Origin of the sequence: Fusobacterium varium (assembly GCA_021531615.1) — a bacterium.
Classification (GTDB): Bacteria; Fusobacteriota; Fusobacteriia; order Fusobacteriales; family Fusobacteriaceae; genus Fusobacterium_A; species Fusobacterium_A varium_C.
Map to the genome: position 1 here is coordinate 49958 of JADYUE010000004.1, position 18464 is coordinate 68421.

17 protein-coding genes are annotated in these 18464 nt (G+C 29.5%); 2 read left to right on the forward strand and 15 right to left on the reverse strand.

Annotated features, from left to right (window positions below; translation table 11 throughout):
- Positions 1-3: 3 nt before the first annotated feature.
- From I6E31_03255 to ggt (I6E31_03285), 7 genes are all read right to left on the reverse strand, one after another.
- On the reverse strand, positions 4-681 hold the full coding sequence (locus tag I6E31_03255) for a succinylglutamate desuccinylase/aspartoacylase family protein (protein MCF2638988.1): 678 nt from the start codon (positions 679-681) through the stop codon (positions 4-6).
- Between the two features lie 23 nt (positions 682-704).
- Positions 705-1832, reverse strand: a complete 1128-nt coding sequence (locus I6E31_03260; protein ID MCF2638989.1) for a succinylglutamate desuccinylase — start codon at positions 1830-1832, stop codon at positions 705-707.
- A 12-nt stretch (positions 1833-1844) separates the two neighbouring features.
- Entirely contained in the window at positions 1845-1994 is a 150-nt protein-coding gene (locus I6E31_03265) for a hypothetical protein (protein ID MCF2638990.1), read from the reverse strand.
- Between the two features lie 16 nt (positions 1995-2010).
- Positions 2011-3282 (reverse strand): TRAP transporter large permease subunit, encoded by a 1272-nt coding sequence (locus I6E31_03270; GenBank protein ID MCF2638991.1) that lies wholly within the window; start codon positions 3280-3282, stop codon positions 2011-2013.
- 57 nt (positions 3283-3339) lie between these two features.
- Entirely contained in the window at positions 3340-3873 is a 534-nt protein-coding gene (locus tag I6E31_03275; GenBank protein ID MCF2638992.1) for a hypothetical protein, read from the reverse strand.
- Positions 3874-3912: 39 nt separating this feature from the next.
- Positions 3913-5670 carry a gamma-glutamyltransferase gene (ggt, locus tag I6E31_03280; protein MCF2638993.1) on the reverse strand — a complete coding sequence of 586 codons (1758 nt, stop codon included), beginning with the start codon at positions 5668-5670 and terminating at the stop codon, positions 3913-3915.
- Between the two features lie 78 nt (positions 5671-5748).
- Entirely contained in the window at positions 5749-7452 is a 1704-nt protein-coding gene (gene ggt, locus I6E31_03285) for a gamma-glutamyltransferase (protein ID MCF2638994.1), read from the reverse strand.
- 325 nt (positions 7453-7777) lie between these two features.
- Between ggt (I6E31_03285) and I6E31_03290 the strand changes: the two genes are divergently transcribed.
- Positions 7778-9148: a HAMP domain-containing histidine kinase gene (locus tag I6E31_03290; GenBank protein MCF2638995.1), complete on the forward strand. Its 1371-nt coding sequence runs from the start codon at positions 7778-7780 to the stop codon at positions 9146-9148.
- Positions 9149-9150: 2 nt separating this feature from the next.
- Positions 9151-9789: a response regulator gene (locus tag I6E31_03295; protein ID MCF2638996.1), complete on the forward strand. Its 639-nt coding sequence runs from the start codon at positions 9151-9153 to the stop codon at positions 9787-9789.
- A gap of 489 nt (positions 9790-10278) precedes the next feature.
- Here I6E31_03295 and I6E31_03300 read toward each other — a convergent pair whose 3' ends face one another.
- From I6E31_03300 to I6E31_03335, 8 genes are read right to left on the reverse strand one after another with little or no spacing between them, the layout of a single operon-like run.
- The gene (locus I6E31_03300) at positions 10279-11499 is read right to left on the reverse strand and encodes a U32 family peptidase (GenBank protein ID MCF2638997.1); all 1221 of its coding nucleotides are present in this window, start codon (positions 11497-11499) and stop codon (positions 10279-10281) included.
- Positions 11500-11520: 21 nt separating this feature from the next.
- On the reverse strand, positions 11521-12861 hold the full coding sequence (gene dnaB, locus I6E31_03305) for a replicative DNA helicase (GenBank protein ID MCF2638998.1): 1341 nt from the start codon (positions 12859-12861) through the stop codon (positions 11521-11523).
- Between the two features lie 24 nt (positions 12862-12885).
- Positions 12886-13335, reverse strand: a complete 450-nt coding sequence (gene rplI / locus I6E31_03310) for a 50S ribosomal protein L9 (protein MCF2638999.1) — start codon at positions 13333-13335, stop codon at positions 12886-12888.
- A gap of 15 nt (positions 13336-13350) precedes the next feature.
- On the reverse strand, positions 13351-14169 hold the full coding sequence (locus I6E31_03315) for a hypothetical protein (protein MCF2639000.1): 819 nt from the start codon (positions 14167-14169) through the stop codon (positions 13351-13353).
- Positions 14170-14193: 24 nt separating this feature from the next.
- Positions 14194-15657, reverse strand: a complete 1464-nt coding sequence (gene dnaX, locus I6E31_03320; protein ID MCF2639001.1) for a DNA polymerase III subunit gamma/tau — start codon at positions 15655-15657, stop codon at positions 14194-14196.
- 3 nt (positions 15658-15660) lie between these two features.
- Positions 15661-17052, reverse strand: a complete 1392-nt coding sequence (locus I6E31_03325) for a sigma-54-dependent Fis family transcriptional regulator (protein ID MCF2639002.1) — start codon at positions 17050-17052, stop codon at positions 15661-15663.
- A gap of 18 nt (positions 17053-17070) precedes the next feature.
- Complete coding sequence (locus tag I6E31_03330) at positions 17071-18012, reverse strand: TonB family protein (GenBank protein ID MCF2639003.1); 942 nt, start codon at positions 18010-18012, stop codon at positions 17071-17073.
- Between the two features lie 11 nt (positions 18013-18023).
- Positions 18024-18461: a biopolymer transporter ExbD gene (locus I6E31_03335; GenBank protein MCF2639004.1), complete on the reverse strand. Its 438-nt coding sequence runs from the start codon at positions 18459-18461 to the stop codon at positions 18024-18026.
- Positions 18462-18464 lie beyond the last annotated feature (3 nt).

The window sequence follows — 18464 nt, forward strand, 5'->3', positions numbered from 1 at the left end:
GGCTTACTCCATTTCAAAATATTTCAATGTTTTGTTAAAAACAGATTTACACTTTTCCTTTCTTTTTATTATATCATCTTCTTTAGAAACTTCTATTGTTATTACAGGAATATTTAATCTTTTAGATATCTCTCTATTTAAGCTTCCTTTTGGTGCATCTGTCAATGGGACAAACCCAATATCTATCAATTCAAAAATAAGCTCACTATATTTTTCGCTACTCTCTTCTTGAAATATTATCGTATTTCCAATATAAAATCTTGGATCTTTACTCTCATCATAATTATAATAGGATTCATGAAAGTCTAAAATTATATTTGGTTTATATCTTTCTATCACACTTATTATTTCATAAGTGATTTTAGAAGTTTTTTCATCTTTTGGATAAAAAAAAGCTCTGTTCAAATCTTCCATGTAATATTCTGTTCTATTGCCATTTTTTACAGCTTCTCTATTAGCTCTAGGGAGCAAAACTAAACTTCCATTTGATAATCTTATATCATTTAACTCATCTGTTAGTTCAATACCAGAGATTTCATCTCCATGTATCCCTCCTACAACCATTATAGTAGGTTTTCCCTCTCCTAACAAATAATATTCAATCTCTGAAAGTTCAATTTTTTTAGAAGCAAAGCAATTTATAGAAATACACATCAATAAGAACAAAGCTTTTTTCATAATTTTCTCCATAAGAAAAATTTTTATTATTTAACTTCTTTTAAATAGAATCCAATTCCATTTTCTAATAAGTCAGCATAGCTAGGAATTCCTTCCATAACAATCTCTTTTTCAGGTTCGTTTTCCCCCATTACTAGAACAAGTTGAGAAATTCCAGTTAAATGTCTTCCAACTCTCTCTTCTAATGGATGTCCATTTTCATCATATGGGACAAATAATCTTCCTAGTTTTTGAGCTTCAACATATCTTGGGTCTTTTCCTGTCAATACTAAAGCCTCATCTGTTCTTCCACGAAGTCTTCCTTGAGCAGCATTAGCAGATTCCATAAGTACTGCATAAGTATTTGTATAATCTCCAAGCTCTCTATGAGTAAGTCCTCTTAATGATACTGGTGATGGCTCTAATCCTATTTGAATATCTTCAAATTCCATATTCATAACTACTTGAGAAGCAATAGGCATAGCTCTCTCATGTGATACAATAGCATTAATTACTGGATATTCCGGTGAAGCTTCATGAAGGTCAATTGTCATATTAATATCATTTTTTCTTATCATTTCAGTAATAGCATAAGCCATTTTTTCTGTATAAGTTCCATCTGGTCTTCCTGGATATGCTCTATTTATATTTCTTGTTTCATTTCCAGAAAGTTGTTGTCCTGAAGCAGCATGGATATATACATCTGGATCTGGCCATTGATCTAGTGGGTTAGTAGCTCTCGATCCATATCTAAACCATCTTTCTCCAAAAGGAGTCTTTATCGTAAATCTTTGTGGTGATCCTTCTTGTGGGTCATTATGAGTCAATCCACTTCCATTAGTTCTTGGAAGTACATATACAGTTCCTTTATCAACCTTTAGATTTTCCACCATAAGAATAGCAGACATATATCCAGAAGGTTCATTTCCATGAGTTCCTCCTAAAACTAAAACACTTCCTCCAGGTTCCTTTCCTTGAAATACATAAACTTCACTATCTCCCCTAGTTCCTTTTAAATCTGGAAGATAATCACTTAACCTTTGAATTGAAGTTACTCCCTCACCTTTTACAATAGGTTCAGGTTCTCTCATTTTTAAAAATTCCTTTCCTGCTACAAATGATATAGCTAGAGAAAGAAAAATCATTGCAATTCCTGTTTTTTTATTTCCTTTCATTTTCTTTCCCCCTTATTTTATCATTAATATTCTCAATAACAAAGGAATAATTACCAACGCTGCATTCAATTGTTTCATTAAATCTTTTTCTTCTAAAAGATTTAAAACAACCATTATTAACACATATAATACTAAAGCTAAATATATATACATCATCATCATCTTTTATCACCTCATTCTAATATATAATAGATCCTAATTGATTAGAGAACATAATCATAATTATAGAATATACAATAATTACAATAGCAGGGACAAGTGATTTCTTCAATACTGGTGTATAGTCCTTCATTCCTACAACTTGAGCAGCAAATATTCCAGCTAAAGCTGTCGGTGGCATTAAATCTCCAAGTGAAGCTATAAAAGATATAGCTGAACCTGTAATGATTTGGTTTTGTGACAAGAATACCATAAGGAATGGAACTCCAAGAACTGAAGCTGCACCAAATGATGATACTGCACCAAATAATGGAATTGTTATTGCCATAGCTATATATATTAACGATTGAGGTAAACTTAAACTATTTACAACGATATATCCTCTAACTCCTGTAAGAGTCATAACTTGAATAAACATTCCAACTCCCATTAATATTCCCATTACTGGAAGAGTTTGATTAACTGCTTCTTTAGATACTTTAAAGAAGTTTATTTTCTTTCCACAGAACATTCCAATAACTGCACTAATTATAAATATAAGGGGCATTCCTAATCCAAATATACTAGGAGCTACCTTGTCCATTGTCATTAAGAAAATTGCAACAATTACAGGAATATAAAGTTTTATTCCATATTGATCTATTGCTGTAAAGTCAATCTCTTTTTTGATCTCATCATAATCAATATTTTTTACATGTTTTAATCCTAAGTATAGAACTGAAAAAATAGCAACTGGTACTGTCAATAAAAGTAATGGAATTGTAAATCCTACATAAGGCATGTCAATTCCTCCACCAATTATCATCGCAGGTACGTTTACTGGAGGAGCTATCATACCAAAAAGTCCTCCAAGAGCTATAATAGTAGCTGTTTCTACCATAGGTATTCCAATTAACATAAATATTGGTGCAACTATACTTCCAGCTGTAAGTACAGAAGCTGTTGATGATCCTGTTATCATTCCTGGGAACATTGAAATAAACATCAATAGTATTAAAAGAAGCCAAGGAGTTTTATGGAATTTTTTTAGAATAGAAGCACTCAATGCATTAAGTGTTCCTATCTCTTGTATAACCTTCATAAATACCATAGCTGTTGCTATTACAAGTATTGTATCTATATATCCAAAAGTTCCCTCTACTAAATGTCTAATAGGAATTCCTTTTCCTGCTATTATAGTTGCTGTTATTGATGATAAAACCATAGCTATACTTACTGGTAACTTCAATGCAAAACAAGCTATTGCAAAGACAGCTACCATAGCTATAAATAATATAAGTTCAAGTGACATAATTTTCTTCCCCTCCTTTAAATAATAGGGCTGTTAATAACAGCCCCACTAATAAAATTATTCAAATGCTTTTGTTAAAGGTTCAACTGCATTAGTAATTTTTGGAATAGTATCCATAGGAATATTTTTTTCCTCTGCTATCTTAGTGAAAGCACCATCTTTATTTCCCTCTTCAACTACAATTAGATAATCAGCATATGGAGCTGCTGCATTTACAAATTTATCTGATAACTCTCCTCTTCTTGCTGCTCCACCAATATGCATTCCTATAATTTTTATACCTTTTTCTTTAGCACCTTTTATAAGAGCTTCTGTTCTCTCTAATTCATCTTCAACTTTTATTCCTGCTGCTCCAAGTCCTTTAGAACTTCCTCCTATTGCTAAAATAAGTGTTTTTTCATCTTTTAATCCCTCTTTAGTAACTGATTTATCAAAATTTGCATCTATTTTAGCTTTTTTCAATAGAGCTTTTACCATTTGAACATCTGCACTTTGCCCTATTGATGTAAGTGTAATTGGTTTTTCAAAATCTGCTGCCATTGCAGCTGCTGCTGTTAATAAAAATGTTGTTATTGCTAATAATTTTTTCATTGTAACTTCCTCCTGTATTTTAAATTAAATTTATTATTTTTAGAATCCTAAAGCTTTTCCATCTCTTCTTGGATCTGCTCCACCTTCTAATGTACCATCTTCTTTATACATTACACCTTGAACTGATCCCATTCCTCTATCCCAATCAGATGTAACATTTACTTTATGTCCCATTTCTTGTAATTTTTTAACTGTTTCATCTGAAACTCTTGTTTCAACATTGATAGTATCAGAAGTGTTATCATATAATCTAGGAGCATCAATAGCTTCTTGCATTCCCATATTATGATCTATAACTCTACTTATTACTTGAGATACAGTACTTATAATTTTTGTTGCCCCTGGTGATCCTAATACCATAAATGGTTTACCATCTTTTAATACAATAGTTGGTGACATTGAGCTTAATGGAGTTTTTCCTGGTGCTACTGAGTTTGGATGTCCTGCTCCTGTTACAAAGTCATCCATTTCATTATTTAAAACAAATCCATATCCATCTGCTACTACACTATTTCCAAATAGTCCATTTACAGTTTTTGTAATTGCAACCATATTTCCTTCACTATCTGCTATTGAATAGTGAGTAGTATCTTCTGATTCATATTGCCAAGGATCATGTGCAATACTAGGTTTTGCTTTATTCATATCTATATATTTAGCAATTTCTTTAGCATAAGCTTTAGATGTAAATCCTTTCATTGGAACAGGAATGTAATCACTATCTCCCATATATTTAGCTCTATCAGCATAAGCTAATTTATAAGCTTCTGAGAATAAATGTAAATATTCTGGTGAGTTAACATCTAATTCCCCAACATTGAAATTTTCAAGAATATTAAGTATCTCTATAACTATTGCCCCTCCTGAACTTGGTGAAGGTGATGAAATTATTTCATATCCTCTATATGTTCCAGATACAGGTTTTCTTATAATTGGTTGATAGTTTGCTAAATCTTCTAAAGTAAATAATCCATCATATTTATTTAATGAATTTACTATAGCTTCTGCTACCTCTCCTTTATAGAAACCATCTCTTCCCTTTTCAATTATAATTTCAAGAGTTTTTGCCATATCTTCATTGACAAATTTATCTCCAACTTCATATGGAAATCCATCTTCAGTTAAGAATACTTTTCCTGTTTCAGGATATTTTTCCATCATATCAAATTGGTTTTTCATATCAGCTGATAAAGTAGGTGTAACTATAAATCCATTTTTTGCAAGATTTACAGCTGGTCTCATTACCTCTTCTCTTGACATTGTTCCATATTTTTCAAGTGCATAAAGTAATCCCGCTACCTCCCCAGGTATACCTGCTGCTTTTCCACCTTCAACTTTTTTATTTCCTATAACTTTTCCATCTTTATCAGTTTTCCACATTTCTGGAGTTGCATTTTTAGGAGCTCTTTCTCTAAAGTCAATAAAGATTGTTTCTCCTGTTTTAGCTATTCTAATCATCATGAATCCTCCTCCTCCAAGTCCTGAAGAGTTAGGTTCACAAACACTTAAAGCAAATCCTGATGCAACTGCTGCATCTATAGCATTTCCACCTTTTCTTAAAATTTCTCTACCTATTTTACTAGCTTCAAATTTTCCAGTAGAAACAACCCCTACTTTTCCAATTCCTCCACGATCTCCTCTTATCATTTCACCTTTTTCATCATAAGGTTTCCAATCTTCAATTTGTTGAGAAGCTGAAACTCCATTTGAAACTTTATTTGCTTGAACAGTACTACAAGCTGTCAATGATAGTGCTAATGTAGCTATTACACTGGCAAAAAATAATCTTTTTTTCATGCTTTTCATACTTTCCTCCCAATTTGCTTTATTTGATCATCTGCCTCTAATAACTAGAAGCAGATGTTAATCACATAATTAGAATGATGCTGCCTGTCCATCTCTTCTTGGGTCTGCTCCACCATGAAGAGTCTTTGTATCATAATCCATTAATATACCTTGAACTCCTCCAAAGTAGTTATCATAACTTCCTCTCATATTTATTTCATGTCCCATTTCTTTTAATTTGTTATAAGATTCATGAGATACTCTTCCTTCAAGATTTAAACTTCCTGATTGGAATTGAGCTATTCTAGGAGCACTGATAGCTTCTTGCATAGACATTCCATGGTCTATTACATTACTTATTGTAAGAGCAACTGCTGGTATAATTCTTGTAGCACCTGGTGATCCAACTGTCATAAATGGTCTATTATCTGGATCTAGTACTAATGTTGGTGACATACTGCTAAGTGGTCTCTTTCCACCTTCAATAGAGTTTTTCATATTTTTTTGAGGTACAAAGTCATCCATTTCATTGTTCATCATAATTCCTGTTCCTGGAACTAAAACACCTGATCCAAAGAAATAGTTAATTGTTTGAGTAACTGCAACCATATTTCCTTCTTTATCCATTACAGAGAAGTGAGTCGTACTTCCACTTTCATATTTGCTAGGATCCCCAACTTTAATATCTTTTCCTGCCTTTTCAAGATCTATTTTCTTAACTAGATCTTTAGCATACTCTTTTGAAGTAAGTCCTTTTAATGGAACTTTTACATAAGCTGTATCTCCCATATATTCAGCTCTATCAGCAAATACTTGTTTCATGCTTTCTGCCCATACATGCCAACTTTCAGGAGTATTATCTCCTAATGATTTAAGATCATAGTTTTCCATCATATTTAAAAGTTGTACTATGTGAGTTCCACCTGAACTTGCTGGTGGACAAGAGATAATAGTATATCCTCTATATGTTCCTTCCACTGGTTCTCTCTCTTCTATAGAATAATTTTTAATATCTTCAGCAGTCATAAGTCCACCTTGTTTTTGAACTTCTGCTGCAATTTTATTAGCTATTTCTCCTTCATAGAATCCTTTTTTTCCTTCTTTAGCTATTTTTTTAAGAGTTTTAGCTAAATCTTTATTAACAAGTTTATCTCCAGCTTCATAAGGAAGTCCATCTTTTAAATAAACTTCTCCTGCTGCCTCAAATTTTGCTAATTTTTCATAGTTATCTTGAATTATTGTTTCTAAGTTTTTAGATACTGTTATTCCTTCTTCAGCATATTTTATAGCTGGAGCCATAACATCTGCTCTTTTCATTGTTCCATATTTTTCAAGTGCTGTAAGAAGTCCTGCTACAGTTCCTGGAACACCTGAAGCTTTTCCTCCTTCAACAATCTCATTATTTACTACTTTTCCATTTTCATCTAATACAAACATATCTGGAGTAGCTTTAGAAGGTGCTTTTTCTCTATAATCTATTACTACTGTCTTACCAGTTTTAGCCATTCTGATAAGCATAAACCCTCCTCCTCCAATTCCTGAAGCATTAGGTTCAAATACACTGATAGCAAAAGCTGTAGCTACAGCTGCATCCACAGCATTACCACCTTTTTTCATTATCTCTACTCCAATTTTTGAAGCTTCTGGACTAGCTGCTGCTACTACTCCATTTTTTCCATCTGCCCATCTTCCATAAAGATTCTCTGGTGTAGCTGCATGAGAAAATGTAAAAATACTAGTAAACAATGTCATAACTATTGTTCCTGATTTAATCATATTTTTTAATACCATCATATCCCCTCCATTTTTATGTTTTATTTTAGTTAATAAAAGTTTATTTTCTTATTATATATTATATTTTAATACTGTAAAAAGTAAAGTTTATACTCTTATTTATCTTTTTTCTTTTTTTTCTCTTTTTTCTCTTTTTCCTTTCTGCTATTTTTTTACTATAAAATTCAATAAAAATGTGGTATTATTAAGTTAAAATAATAATTTCTAAACATATATATTATTATTTTTATAAATATAAAAAACAATTAAAAATATAAAAATAATAAATTTTATTATACTTTTAAAAATTTTTATCATATATTAAAATAATACTTGAGGGGATAAAATGCAAACTATAGAAAATAATATTCAATATAAAATTCATAAAACTGAACTAATATTAGGTATATCTATGGTAATAATCAGTATTATCATTCCTAATTTCCTGTTGTATAAAAATTTTGCAATTTATGAATATATTGAAAAAGCTATTGATTTATGGGATAAAGAATTTTTATTATATGCTGCTTTTAGAATAATTTTACAAAATACTCTTCAAGTATTTCCTATATTTTTTTCAGTTTTTCTTTTAATGGATTCTATAGAAATAAAAATTAAGCAGAAACCAAATATGTATTTAAAAATCTTTTTTGGTCTGCTTTTAATTCAAGCAATCTATTTTATCATATATAAAATATACTTTGATATGGATTATTATTTTGGAAAAGTTGCAATACTTGAAATGACATATTTAGCTTTTCATTCTAATCAAAAATTTAAAAAGATTAATCTTTTTAAAAGAAATTTTATTCTACTTTTAGTTTTTATTGGTATACAGTTTCTAGATATTACACAATATTTTTCTGTGCTTGACTATAAAAATACAGGAGAATTATTCTTAGATTTAAAATCAGTAGCTCTTCTTATGGAGGCTGAAAAAATACTTAATTTAATAGGAATCTTATTTTTTGTTCTTTTCTTTATTTTTTCTATCTCTTTACTTTTAATATTTTTTGATCACGAAAGAGAAAAAGAGATATATGAAAACGAAAAAAATATATCTAAAACAATGTCAGAATTAAAAATTCAAGAAATAGAAAATCGTTATTTTAAAGAGATTCAATATCTAGTACATGATTTAAAAACTCCACTTTTCTCAATAGGCACACTTATTGAAATATTAGAGATGCAGGAAGAAAATGAGAAAAAAATAGATTATTATAGGAGAATTGAAAAATCTCTAGAGAGATGTAATATAATGGTATCAGAGATTCTACGAGATACTAGAAAAAATCCTATAGATATAAATAAAGTTTTTACTTTTATACTTTCATATCTCTCTACTCATAAGTGTATAGAGTGTATTGAATATAAAAGCTACTGTATTGAAAAAAAAGTTAGAGTTAATAAAATTGTTTTTTCAAGAGCAATTACAAATATTATCATTAACTCCTATGAAGCATCTGCAAGTAGAATTTTTTTAACTATAAAAGATTATAATAAATTTCTTTTAATTAAAATAGAGGATAATGGTAGAGGAATGAATAATGAAGAGTTAAAAAATGCTTTTAATAAAGGATTCTCTAAAAAAAATTCAAGTGGAATGGGACTTAACTTTGTAAGAGCTGTAATGGAGGAACATAATTGTAAAATATATATAAAAAATAGAAAAACTGGTGGAGTAGGAGTTTACATCGTTATGAGAGGGGAGAAGTAAAAATGAAAAATAAAATTTTAATAATAGATGATTCTAAAGATATTCTTTTTGCTATTTCAGAATTTTTTCTAATGAAAGATTGGGAAGTATACACAGCTCCAGCTATGGATGAAGCGCTTAAAATTGTAAGCACAAAAAAATTAGATATAATAATTATTGATTATCACATGCCTTATATAAATGGCATTATGGGAGTAAAACTTATTAGACAGATAGATGAAAATGTTCCTATCATAGCTTTAACAATAGAAGGTATGGAAAACATAGCTGAAGAGTTTTTTTTAGCTGGTGCAGATGATTTTGCTATAAAGCCAATTAAAGTCCTTGATCTCTATTCTAGAGTAAAAGTTCATATGAGTAAACAAAACACCTTATTATCTAAAAAAGAAAATATTAAAAATGAGGAGTTTCGTGAATATCAAAAGGGGATAAATAACAATACTATTTCTTTAATTGAAGAGAAAATGAAAAAATTAAAAGAATATGTTACTATAGAAACTATTTCAGAAATAACAGGATTATCAACTCAAACTATCAATAAATATATGAATTATTTAATTAAAATAGGGATGATAGATTTGAAAATAGTTTATGGAAAAGTTGGAAGACCTAGAAATGAATATCTATGGCTAAAAAAATAATACCTTAATATTTTTATTTTTCAAAACTAAATTTAGCCCAAAACAGGAGAGTTTATTTATAATTCTCCTTTTTTATATAAATGTAACTACTCACCTATTACATATAAAATATATAAAAATCAAAATTTTATCCCAATATCAACTAAAGCCGTAATTCACTAGAGAATATTAGAATCCCTCAGCGAAATGAAGTTAAGAAAATGCAACGTGTTTGAGACGAAGTCGAGTTTTGCATTTTCAACGTAATAAGCTTAGGGATTCTTTATTCTTTAGTATGAAGGTTAGTTGATATTAAAAATATAAGTTTTGAAAATTAATCTTTAAAAGATAACCTAGTATTATAAAAATTGAACTTTGAACTAGATAATCTTTTGTAGACTTTACACAACTGAGTAGATACATATAAATTTTATATAAAAACTTAGTTGTATATTTTTCTCCAAATAAAAAAACTGAGTAAATAATTAAATCTACCCAGTTTTAAGCAACTTAAATTCTTTTTCTTAACATATCTAATTCATTTAGCTCTTCATCTAACTTAATTTTTACAAATGAATTTGGATTTGCAGCTTCTACCTTTTCAACTTCCTTATCTCTATTCATAAGAGTCATCTCTGGTAAAGTTATCTCTCTAACATTTATTCCAGGACTAACTACTTCAAGTTTTTCTCCAACAAGAAGTCTATTTCTAATAGCTAAAATATACTCATTATTTGGAAGTTTTTTCTCTACTTTAGCAACTAATTGATGTGATTGGCTATAAGAGTTTCTATCATTATAGTTTTGTCCATCTACTCCTGGTCTTCCCATATAGAATCCATTTGTATATGATCTATGTGAAACTGATTCTAGCTCCTCTAACCACTTAGGATTATATTTATAATTTCCTGAATAGTAGCTATCAATAGCATCTCTATATACTTTTACACAGTTAGCAACATAGTAAATACCTTTCATTCTTCCTTCTATTTTTAAAGAATCTACTCCGATATCTAAAATCTTATCAATAAACTCTATTGTACATAGATCTTTTGAGTTGAAAATATATGTTCCATGATCATCTTCAAATACAGGCATATACTCTCCAGGTCTAGTTTCCTCTACTAAAGAGTATTTCCATCTACAAGATTGAGCACAATCTCCTCTATTTGCATCTCTTCCAGTCATATAGTTACTCAATAGACATCTTCCTGAAATTGACATGCACATAGCACCATGGATAAATACTTCTAATTCAATATCAGGAACTTTAGCTCTTATCTCTGCTATATTTTCTAAAGAGATCTCTCTAGCTAGTACAACTCTCTTTGCTCCTAGATCTTTCCACATTTTTACTGAACGCCAGTTTGTATTACTTGCTTGTGTACTTACACTTATACGAAGATTTGTATTCTCTTTAACTATTTGGAATACTCCTAAGTCAGCAACTATTACTCCATCTACTCCAATTTTTTCTAAGAATTTAACATAGTCTGGTAATAATTCTAACTCATTGTTGTGAGGAATTATATTTAAAGTTACATAAACTTTCTTTCCTAAATTGTGTGCATAATTTACTGCCTCTATTAACTCTTCATCTGAGAAGTTACTACTTCCAGCTCTCAGATTGAACATTTTTCCACCTAAAAATACTGCATCAGCTCCATAGTGTATTGCCATTTTAAACTTTTCCATATTTCCAACTGGAGCTAATAATTCAACTTTTTTCACTTTACCATTCCTTTCTTAATATTAATCAATTTTATTTGTATAATTTTCAAATTTTGTAAGCTCATGGAAGAATCTCAATTTAACTGTTCCTGTAGGTCCATTTCTATGCTTACCTATAATTACCTCTGTAATTCCTTTTTCCTCTGTTTCTTCATTGTAATAATCATCTCTATATAAAAACATTACCATGTCAGCATCTTGCTCTATTGCTCCAGATTCTCTTAAATCTGATAGCATAGGTCTTCTATCAGCTCTCTGTTCAGTAGCACGAGACAATTGAGATAGTGCAATTATTGGTACATCTAATTCCCTTGCTATTCCCTTTAATGATCTTGAAATATCTGAGATCTCTTGCTGTCTATTCTCATTTTTTCCACTGCTTCCCTTGATAAGTTGAAGATAATCTATTAAAATCATATCTAACTTACCTGCTGCTTTTAACCTTCTAGCATAAGCTCTTATTTCCAATACTCCAACATTAGGGGTATCTGCAATATTTATCTCAGTTTGTGCTAATCTTCCACTGGCAATTCCCAATCTTCCCCAATCTTCTGGAGCTAAGAAACCTGTTTTTATTTTTTGAAGTCCTATACCTGCTTCCACTGCTAAAAGTCTTTGTAACAACTGAGAACTAGACATCTCCAAACTAAAAAGTAAAACTGCTTTGTTACTTTTTACAGCAGCATTAAGAGCTAAGTTCAGTGCAAAGGCTGTCTTTCCCATTGCTGGTCTTGCTGCTAATATTATCAAATCTGAAGGTTGAAATCCACTTGTCATCTGATCAAAATCTGCAAAACCTGAAGATATACCAATAGTTGTTCCCTTATTAGCATACACTTTTTCAAGTCTTAAAAACTCTTCAGCCATTGCATCTCTTATCTTTACAATATCTTTTGAATCATTATTCTCAGAGATCTTAAAGATCATTCCCTCTGCTCTATCTAAAATAGTTTCAACTTCATCATACCCTTCATATGCCATCTCAACTATCTTAGTTCCAACATCTCCCAATCTTCTTAAAGTAGCTTTCTCTTTTATTATTTTAGCATAGGCTACTATATTTGCAGCAGTAGGAACTTCTTCAATAATGTCATAAAACACCTGATCTCCACCAATCTCTTCAAATTTTTCCTCTTTTTTTAATTGGTTCATTACTACTATAGGGTCGATTTTTTCCCCTGAATTATATATCTCTCTCATAGCTTCATATATTAATCTATGAGCATTTTTGTAGAAATCATTAGGAGAAAGTATCTCTATTATATCTGCAAAGGCATCTTCTTTTAAAAAGATTCCTCCTAGAACGGCTCTCTCAGCTTCGATACTACTGGGAATTTTCCTCAAATTTTCAATTTCCTGCATTTTTTTCTCCTTATTTTTAAACTACTATAGAGATTTTGCAACAATTTTTACTTCTGCTTTTACTTCAGTATGAAGTTTAACAACTGCTACATGTTCTCCTAAACTTTTAATATTACACTCAATTTTTTTTCTGTCTATCTCTACTCCAAATGTTTGTTTTATAGCTGCAGATACCTCTTTATTTGTAATTGCTCCAAATAGTTTTCCATTATCTCCAGTTTTTACACCAATTTCTACTTTTTTAGCTTCTAAAACTTTTTTTAGTTCAAGAGATTTAACTTTTTCCTCTTGTAATTTTTTCTCTTCTCTTTTCTTTTGATTTTCTATTTTCTTTAATTCTTCAGGAGTTGCTATAATTCCCTTTTTATTTTTTATAATAAAGTTGTGAGCATATCCATCAGATACAGTTATAAGATCTCCTTTTCTCCCTTGTCCTGCTACATCTTGTGTTAATATAACTTGTATTTTTGCCATTTAATTTCCTCCAGTTCATATTTTTTTGTTTTTGATTAACAGCTCAGGCATAAAACTAATAGATACACCTATAATTAAAGCTGCTATATTACTATATAATAATATATAAATTGCTAAAATAGCACTTACATACTTCATTTTACTATACTTATTTAATAAATTGAATACTACTGCTGCTCCATATAGAGAAAAAATTCCTAATCCTATCTCTGAAATCTCTTGTAAATAATGATTATTAATGCTTGTAAGATTCAGGATAAAAAATGGAATAATATAGATTAGTAACCATTCAAATGATAGTTCCCATATCTCATCTTTTTTCTTTTCAAGAGCTATATAAATTCCAAAAGTACACAATATTGATGTTGAAAATATATTCACTAACCAATGTTTCTTCAAAATTCTTAAACTTTGAATCATATTATGTTGAACACTTTTGTAATAGATATATTCTTGTGAACTTGGATTTAATTTTTCTATTATATTTTTTATCTCCAACATTGCAGAATTTATATATTCATTTATCATATCTTTAAAAAAGATCATTAAAATTACAGTAATAACAGTTGAAACAATAGAACTTATAACTATTCTATCACCTTTTTTTAATTTATAAGAAATATTTTCAAAAATAAAATATAATACCTCTGTCACTAAAAAAAGTCCTAAATATAGTGCCATTAAAATAGGATTAGTTATAGCCATTACTATTAATATTCCAACATTAATTATCACTTTTTTCAAAAAACTCACATTTTTTACCAATCTAATTTTTGCTATTATTAACATACAAAATATCATAATAAACATGAGTTCCATTATCTCATTTAACAATTTGTTCCCCCTGTTTATGTAAATTTATTCTATTATCTCTCCACCAAAAAACTTTACTATCTGGTCTGCTAATTTGCTTTCATTTTTATTCTTTTCTTTTCTCTTTCCTAAGAATACATATTTTATCTTTAGAGAAGGACTTATCAATTTTTTTACAACATTTGTTAAAACATCATTGTAAACTGGACTTTCCATCTGCTCTTTTGCAAAACTATTTTCTCCATCAAAACCTATAATTAAAGTATTTTTTTCTAGATTATATGGCTTTGCACTTATTAAAAAAGCTGCCAAAGTTATCTTCTCTTTTTTTGCTTCTTCTACTATGTTCTTCCATTGACTTAATATATATTCAAAGTTAATATTCTTTTCTAGCTCCTCTGTTTTAGTAGTTTCATCTTCTGATTTAATACTTAATACAGGCTTTTCAATAATTCTCTCTACAATCTTTTCTTGAGTAATTACAGGACCTCTACCAATACTTAAAAGATTATTTATAGCTACATATCCAACAAGTCTTTTATCCTCTTCATATTTGAATTTATTTAGAGAATCATATATAGCTCCTATTATCTCTAACCCTTTCTCTGGTTCTAATTCTGATTTTCCCATTAAATTTTTACAATACTTTGCTAAATCTTTAAAGAATAATTCAATTTCAATAGATTCTTTCCAAAAATTATCTAAGATTTTTATTAAACTTGTATAATCTTTAACTAATAACTTTTCTAAAAATTCCTGTATCTTTTTTACTGGAGTTACTCCCAATACCTGTTCTGCCTTCTCTAAAGAGATCTCTTCTCCTAAGCAAGTTATCATTATTCTCTCTAGAATAGATGTAGCATCTCTCATACTTCCACCAGAGTTTTCATAGATTAAATCTAATACCTCTTCAAGAACCTCTACTCCTTCTGATGTAGCTATATTTTTTAACTTCTCTTTCATCTCATTAGGAGAAAGAGCTTTAAAATCATATCTTTGACATCTAGATATAATAGTTGGTAAAATTTTATCAGCTTCTGTTGTTGCTAAAATAAATATTACATGTTCAGGTGGCTCTTCTAAAGTTTTTAATAGTGCATTAAAAGCTTCTTTTGTTAACATATGTACTTCATCTATTATATATATCTTTTTTCTTCCTTTAACAGGTTGATAATTTATCTTCTCTTTTAACTGTCTTATCTCATCGATTCCTCTATTAGAAGCAGCATCTATCTCAATCATATCCATAAAGCTACCATCATTTATTGATAGACAGTTTTCACATTCATTACAAGGTTCATCTGTAACACCATTTTTTAAACAGTTTACACCTTTAGCTATCAATCTTGCAATAGTGGTTTTTCCTACTCCTCTAGGTCCAGTAAAAAGATAAGCATGAGAAGTTTTTCCATTTCTCAAAGAAGCTTTTAAAGTTTTTACTATCTCTTTTTGACCTGCAATCTCTTCAAAATCTTTAGGTCTATATTTTCTATATAATGTTATATGCATCTTCTACTCCAAACCGTAGTTACTCATCTTAGTTCTTAAAGTATTTCTAGTAATTCCTAAGATCTCTGCAGTTTCTACTTTTTTACCATTTGTCATTTCTAAAACTTGATGTATCAATTCTTTTTCAACTTTAGATATTATATGTCCATAATAACCTTTTTGGCTACTATTTTTATAATTTTCCATCTCAACCTTAACCCACTCTTTAAGTGCATCTGTTTGAGCATCACCTTTTCTCTTAGTAACCTTTGTTCCTAAAACATTGCTTGGTAGATCTTCAATTAAGATTGATCCCCCTCTACATAGAGCAACAGCTGATTTTACAGCATTTTTTAACTCATTTACATTGCCAGGCCAATCATATCTCATCATCTTCTTTAAAGCTGGTTTACTAACACCTTTTATAGTCTTATGTAATTCCTCATTACACTCTATTAAATAGTGGTCTACAATTAAAGGAATATCATCTTTTCTCTCTCTTAAAGGTGGAATATTAACTTCTAGTACTCTTAACTTTCTATAAAGTTCATCTATAAATTTTCCTTGATTGATTAACTCTTCCAAATTTTCACAAGTACTAGCTATAACTCTTACACTACTTTTTATAGGGTCAGCTCCACCCATTCTAAAGAACTCTCCCTCTTCTAAGAAATATAAAATTTTAGATTGCATATCTAAGCTTAGTGATTCTATATTTCCTAGATGAAGTGTTCCCCCATTAGCTTTTTCTAAATCTCCAATTTGTGTAAAAACTGCTCCTGTAAATGCACCTTTTTCATAACCAAACATCTTTCTTTCTAAAAGTTCATTTTGGAAAGATAAACAGTTTATACTTATTAAAGGTTGTCCAGAACAGTCACTAAATTGATGTATAGATTTAGCTACACTTGTTTTTCCTGTTCCCTTTTCTCCTATTACTAAAACTGGTACTGTACTATTTGCTACTTTTCCTATCATCTTATATAGCTCAACTATCTCTTTAGTTTGCCCTATAAGTTTATCTCCTGAGCTCTTATGTTTGTCCACTCTTTCAGCTAAAAGCTTATAATCTTTCACTGATTTTTCAATAATTTTAATTATTGTTGTATTATCCACAGGCTTTAAAATATAATCATAAGCTCCTGCTTTCATACTTCCTGCAACAACTTTTAAATTAGAAGTCTCTCCAAGAATTATGATTACCCCTCTTTTTTGGTACTCTCCAACTTTTTTTATTAAATTGATTAAAGCCTCTTCTTGAAGATTTTTTTCCTCTATAACTATAGTTTCATATTTTTTATTTTTTAAATATTCAATAAAATCTGTTATATTTTCTGCAAAAGTTAATTCATTTTCAAAATTACTTTCTAAATCATCTTTCAAACTTTTATCTAATCTAAAACCTAAAAGAACCAAATTAAGCCACCTCACATATTAATTTTTTCCTCTCAAAGTAAAATTATATTCCAATATAACATCACCTTTAACGTTCATTCCATTTTTACTCAAATAGATCTTCCATGTTCTTCCTATCTCTTCTATTGCACTGTTAATCTCAGGAACCCCGCTACCTTTCTCTAAAAATAGTGAAGTTACATTTCCATATTCATCAATATTCATACGAATTCTAACAGTTCCATGAAGTCCTTTAAGTTGAGCACTTTCTGGATATACAGGCTCCATATTTGAGTTGTCCCATCTTGCTACTATATTTCCATCTTCTGTTCCTAATCTATATCCACTAGGTAGTCCTTCAGCATCCCCTTCTGCTTTTAATATTCTTTCAAATTCTAAGTCATTTCCCTCTTCAGAGTTAAAAGCTAATTTTTTTTCATCTGTTGTTAAAAACTTCTCATCTTTTAATTCTGAATTCTCTGTGGAAATATCAATATTTTCTTTAGCTAATCCACTGTTTGTTATATCCTCTTTTAAAGTCTCTATTCTTTTTGTTTCACTTTTACTTTTGCTTTTTTTGGATATAACAGGATTATTAACACTTGAAAGTATATCTATTTCTGGTCCTGAAATACTTTTAGCAATATCACTTAATGTAGGTTTTTTCTTTTCTTTAGTAATATTCTCTTGTTTTTTTACTTGAGCAGAAGTATTATTTTTATTAGTTGTCTCTTTCTTTATCTCCTTTTGTACCTCTTTTTTAGGAGTTTCTTTTTTAGGTTCAGCTGTCATATTTTTTGTTTTAGTGTTACTATTTTTTTTACCTTCCATCTTTAAACTTTTATTATTATCATATGCAACTAATCCAACTTTTATCTTCTTATCAACTATTGTTTCCACTGAAAGACCTGGTATTACTAACAGTATCAGTAAATTTATGAGAACAGAAAGACCTAAACTTACATAATCCGTTTTTTTCATCTTCCCACTCCTTATTTACTGCTTGCAGTATCAATATCTAACGAGCTAGCTCCAGCTTCTTTTGAAATAGTCATTATCTCTACTATATATCCATAATCTAATTTTTTATCAGCACTTATAACCACATTTTTTTCATTGCTATTTTTAAATTTTTCTTCAAGTTCAGCTTTTAAATTTTCCTTATTTACATTAACCTTCTGAGTTTTTCCTTTTTCCTTATAATTTAAAACCATATTTTTATTTTTATCAATAGCAATTTGTATCTCTTTTATATCTTTTATCTCTCTTATTGTAGATTGTGGTAATTCTATCTTTATTCCACTATTGATATCTTCAAAAGTAGTTGCAACTAAGAAAAAGATAAGCAAAAGAAATACAACGTCTATCAATGGAGTTATCTCAAGAGTTAACTCTCCCTTTCCTCTTCTCTTTGTTCTCTCTATTTTCATAAT

What these genes read in the sequence shown, in the direction of transcription:
- I6E31_03290 (MCF2638995.1), top strand. Translation starts at nt 7,778, where the DNA reads ATGCAAACTATAGAAAATAATATTCAATATAAAATTCATAAAACTGAA.
- I6E31_03260 (MCF2638989.1), bottom strand. Translation starts at nt 1,832, where the DNA reads ATGAAAGGAAATAAAAAAACAGGAATTGCAATGATTTTTCTTTCTCTA.
- I6E31_03335 (MCF2639004.1), bottom strand. Translation starts at nt 18,461, where the DNA reads ATGAAAATAGAGAGAACAAAGAGAAGAGGAAAGGGAGAGTTAACTCTT.
- I6E31_03295 (MCF2638996.1), top strand. Translation starts at nt 9,151, where the DNA reads ATGAAAAATAAAATTTTAATAATAGATGATTCTAAAGATATTCTTTTT.
- dnaX (MCF2639001.1), bottom strand. Translation starts at nt 15,657, where the DNA reads ATGCATATAACATTATATAGAAAATATAGACCTAAAGATTTTGAAGAG.
- dnaB (MCF2638998.1), bottom strand. Translation starts at nt 12,861, where the DNA reads ATGCAGGAAATTGAAAATTTGAGGAAAATTCCCAGTAGTATCGAAGCT.
- I6E31_03265 (MCF2638990.1), bottom strand. Translation starts at nt 1,994, where the DNA reads ATGATGATGATGTATATATATTTAGCTTTAGTATTATATGTGTTAATA.
- I6E31_03275 (MCF2638992.1), bottom strand. Translation starts at nt 3,873, where the DNA reads ATGAAAAAATTATTAGCAATAACAACATTTTTATTAACAGCAGCAGCT.
- rplI (MCF2638999.1), bottom strand. Translation starts at nt 13,335, where the DNA reads ATGGCAAAAATACAAGTTATATTAACACAAGATGTAGCAGGACAAGGG.
- ggt (MCF2638994.1), bottom strand. Translation starts at nt 7,452, where the DNA reads ATGATGGTATTAAAAAATATGATTAAATCAGGAACAATAGTTATGACA.
- I6E31_03270 (MCF2638991.1), bottom strand. Translation starts at nt 3,282, where the DNA reads ATGTCACTTGAACTTATATTATTTATAGCTATGGTAGCTGTCTTTGCA.
- I6E31_03330 (MCF2639003.1), bottom strand. Translation starts at nt 18,012, where the DNA reads ATGAAAAAAACGGATTATGTAAGTTTAGGTCTTTCTGTTCTCATAAAT.
- ggt (MCF2638993.1), bottom strand. Translation starts at nt 5,670, where the DNA reads ATGAAAAAAAGATTATTTTTTGCCAGTGTAATAGCTACATTAGCACTA.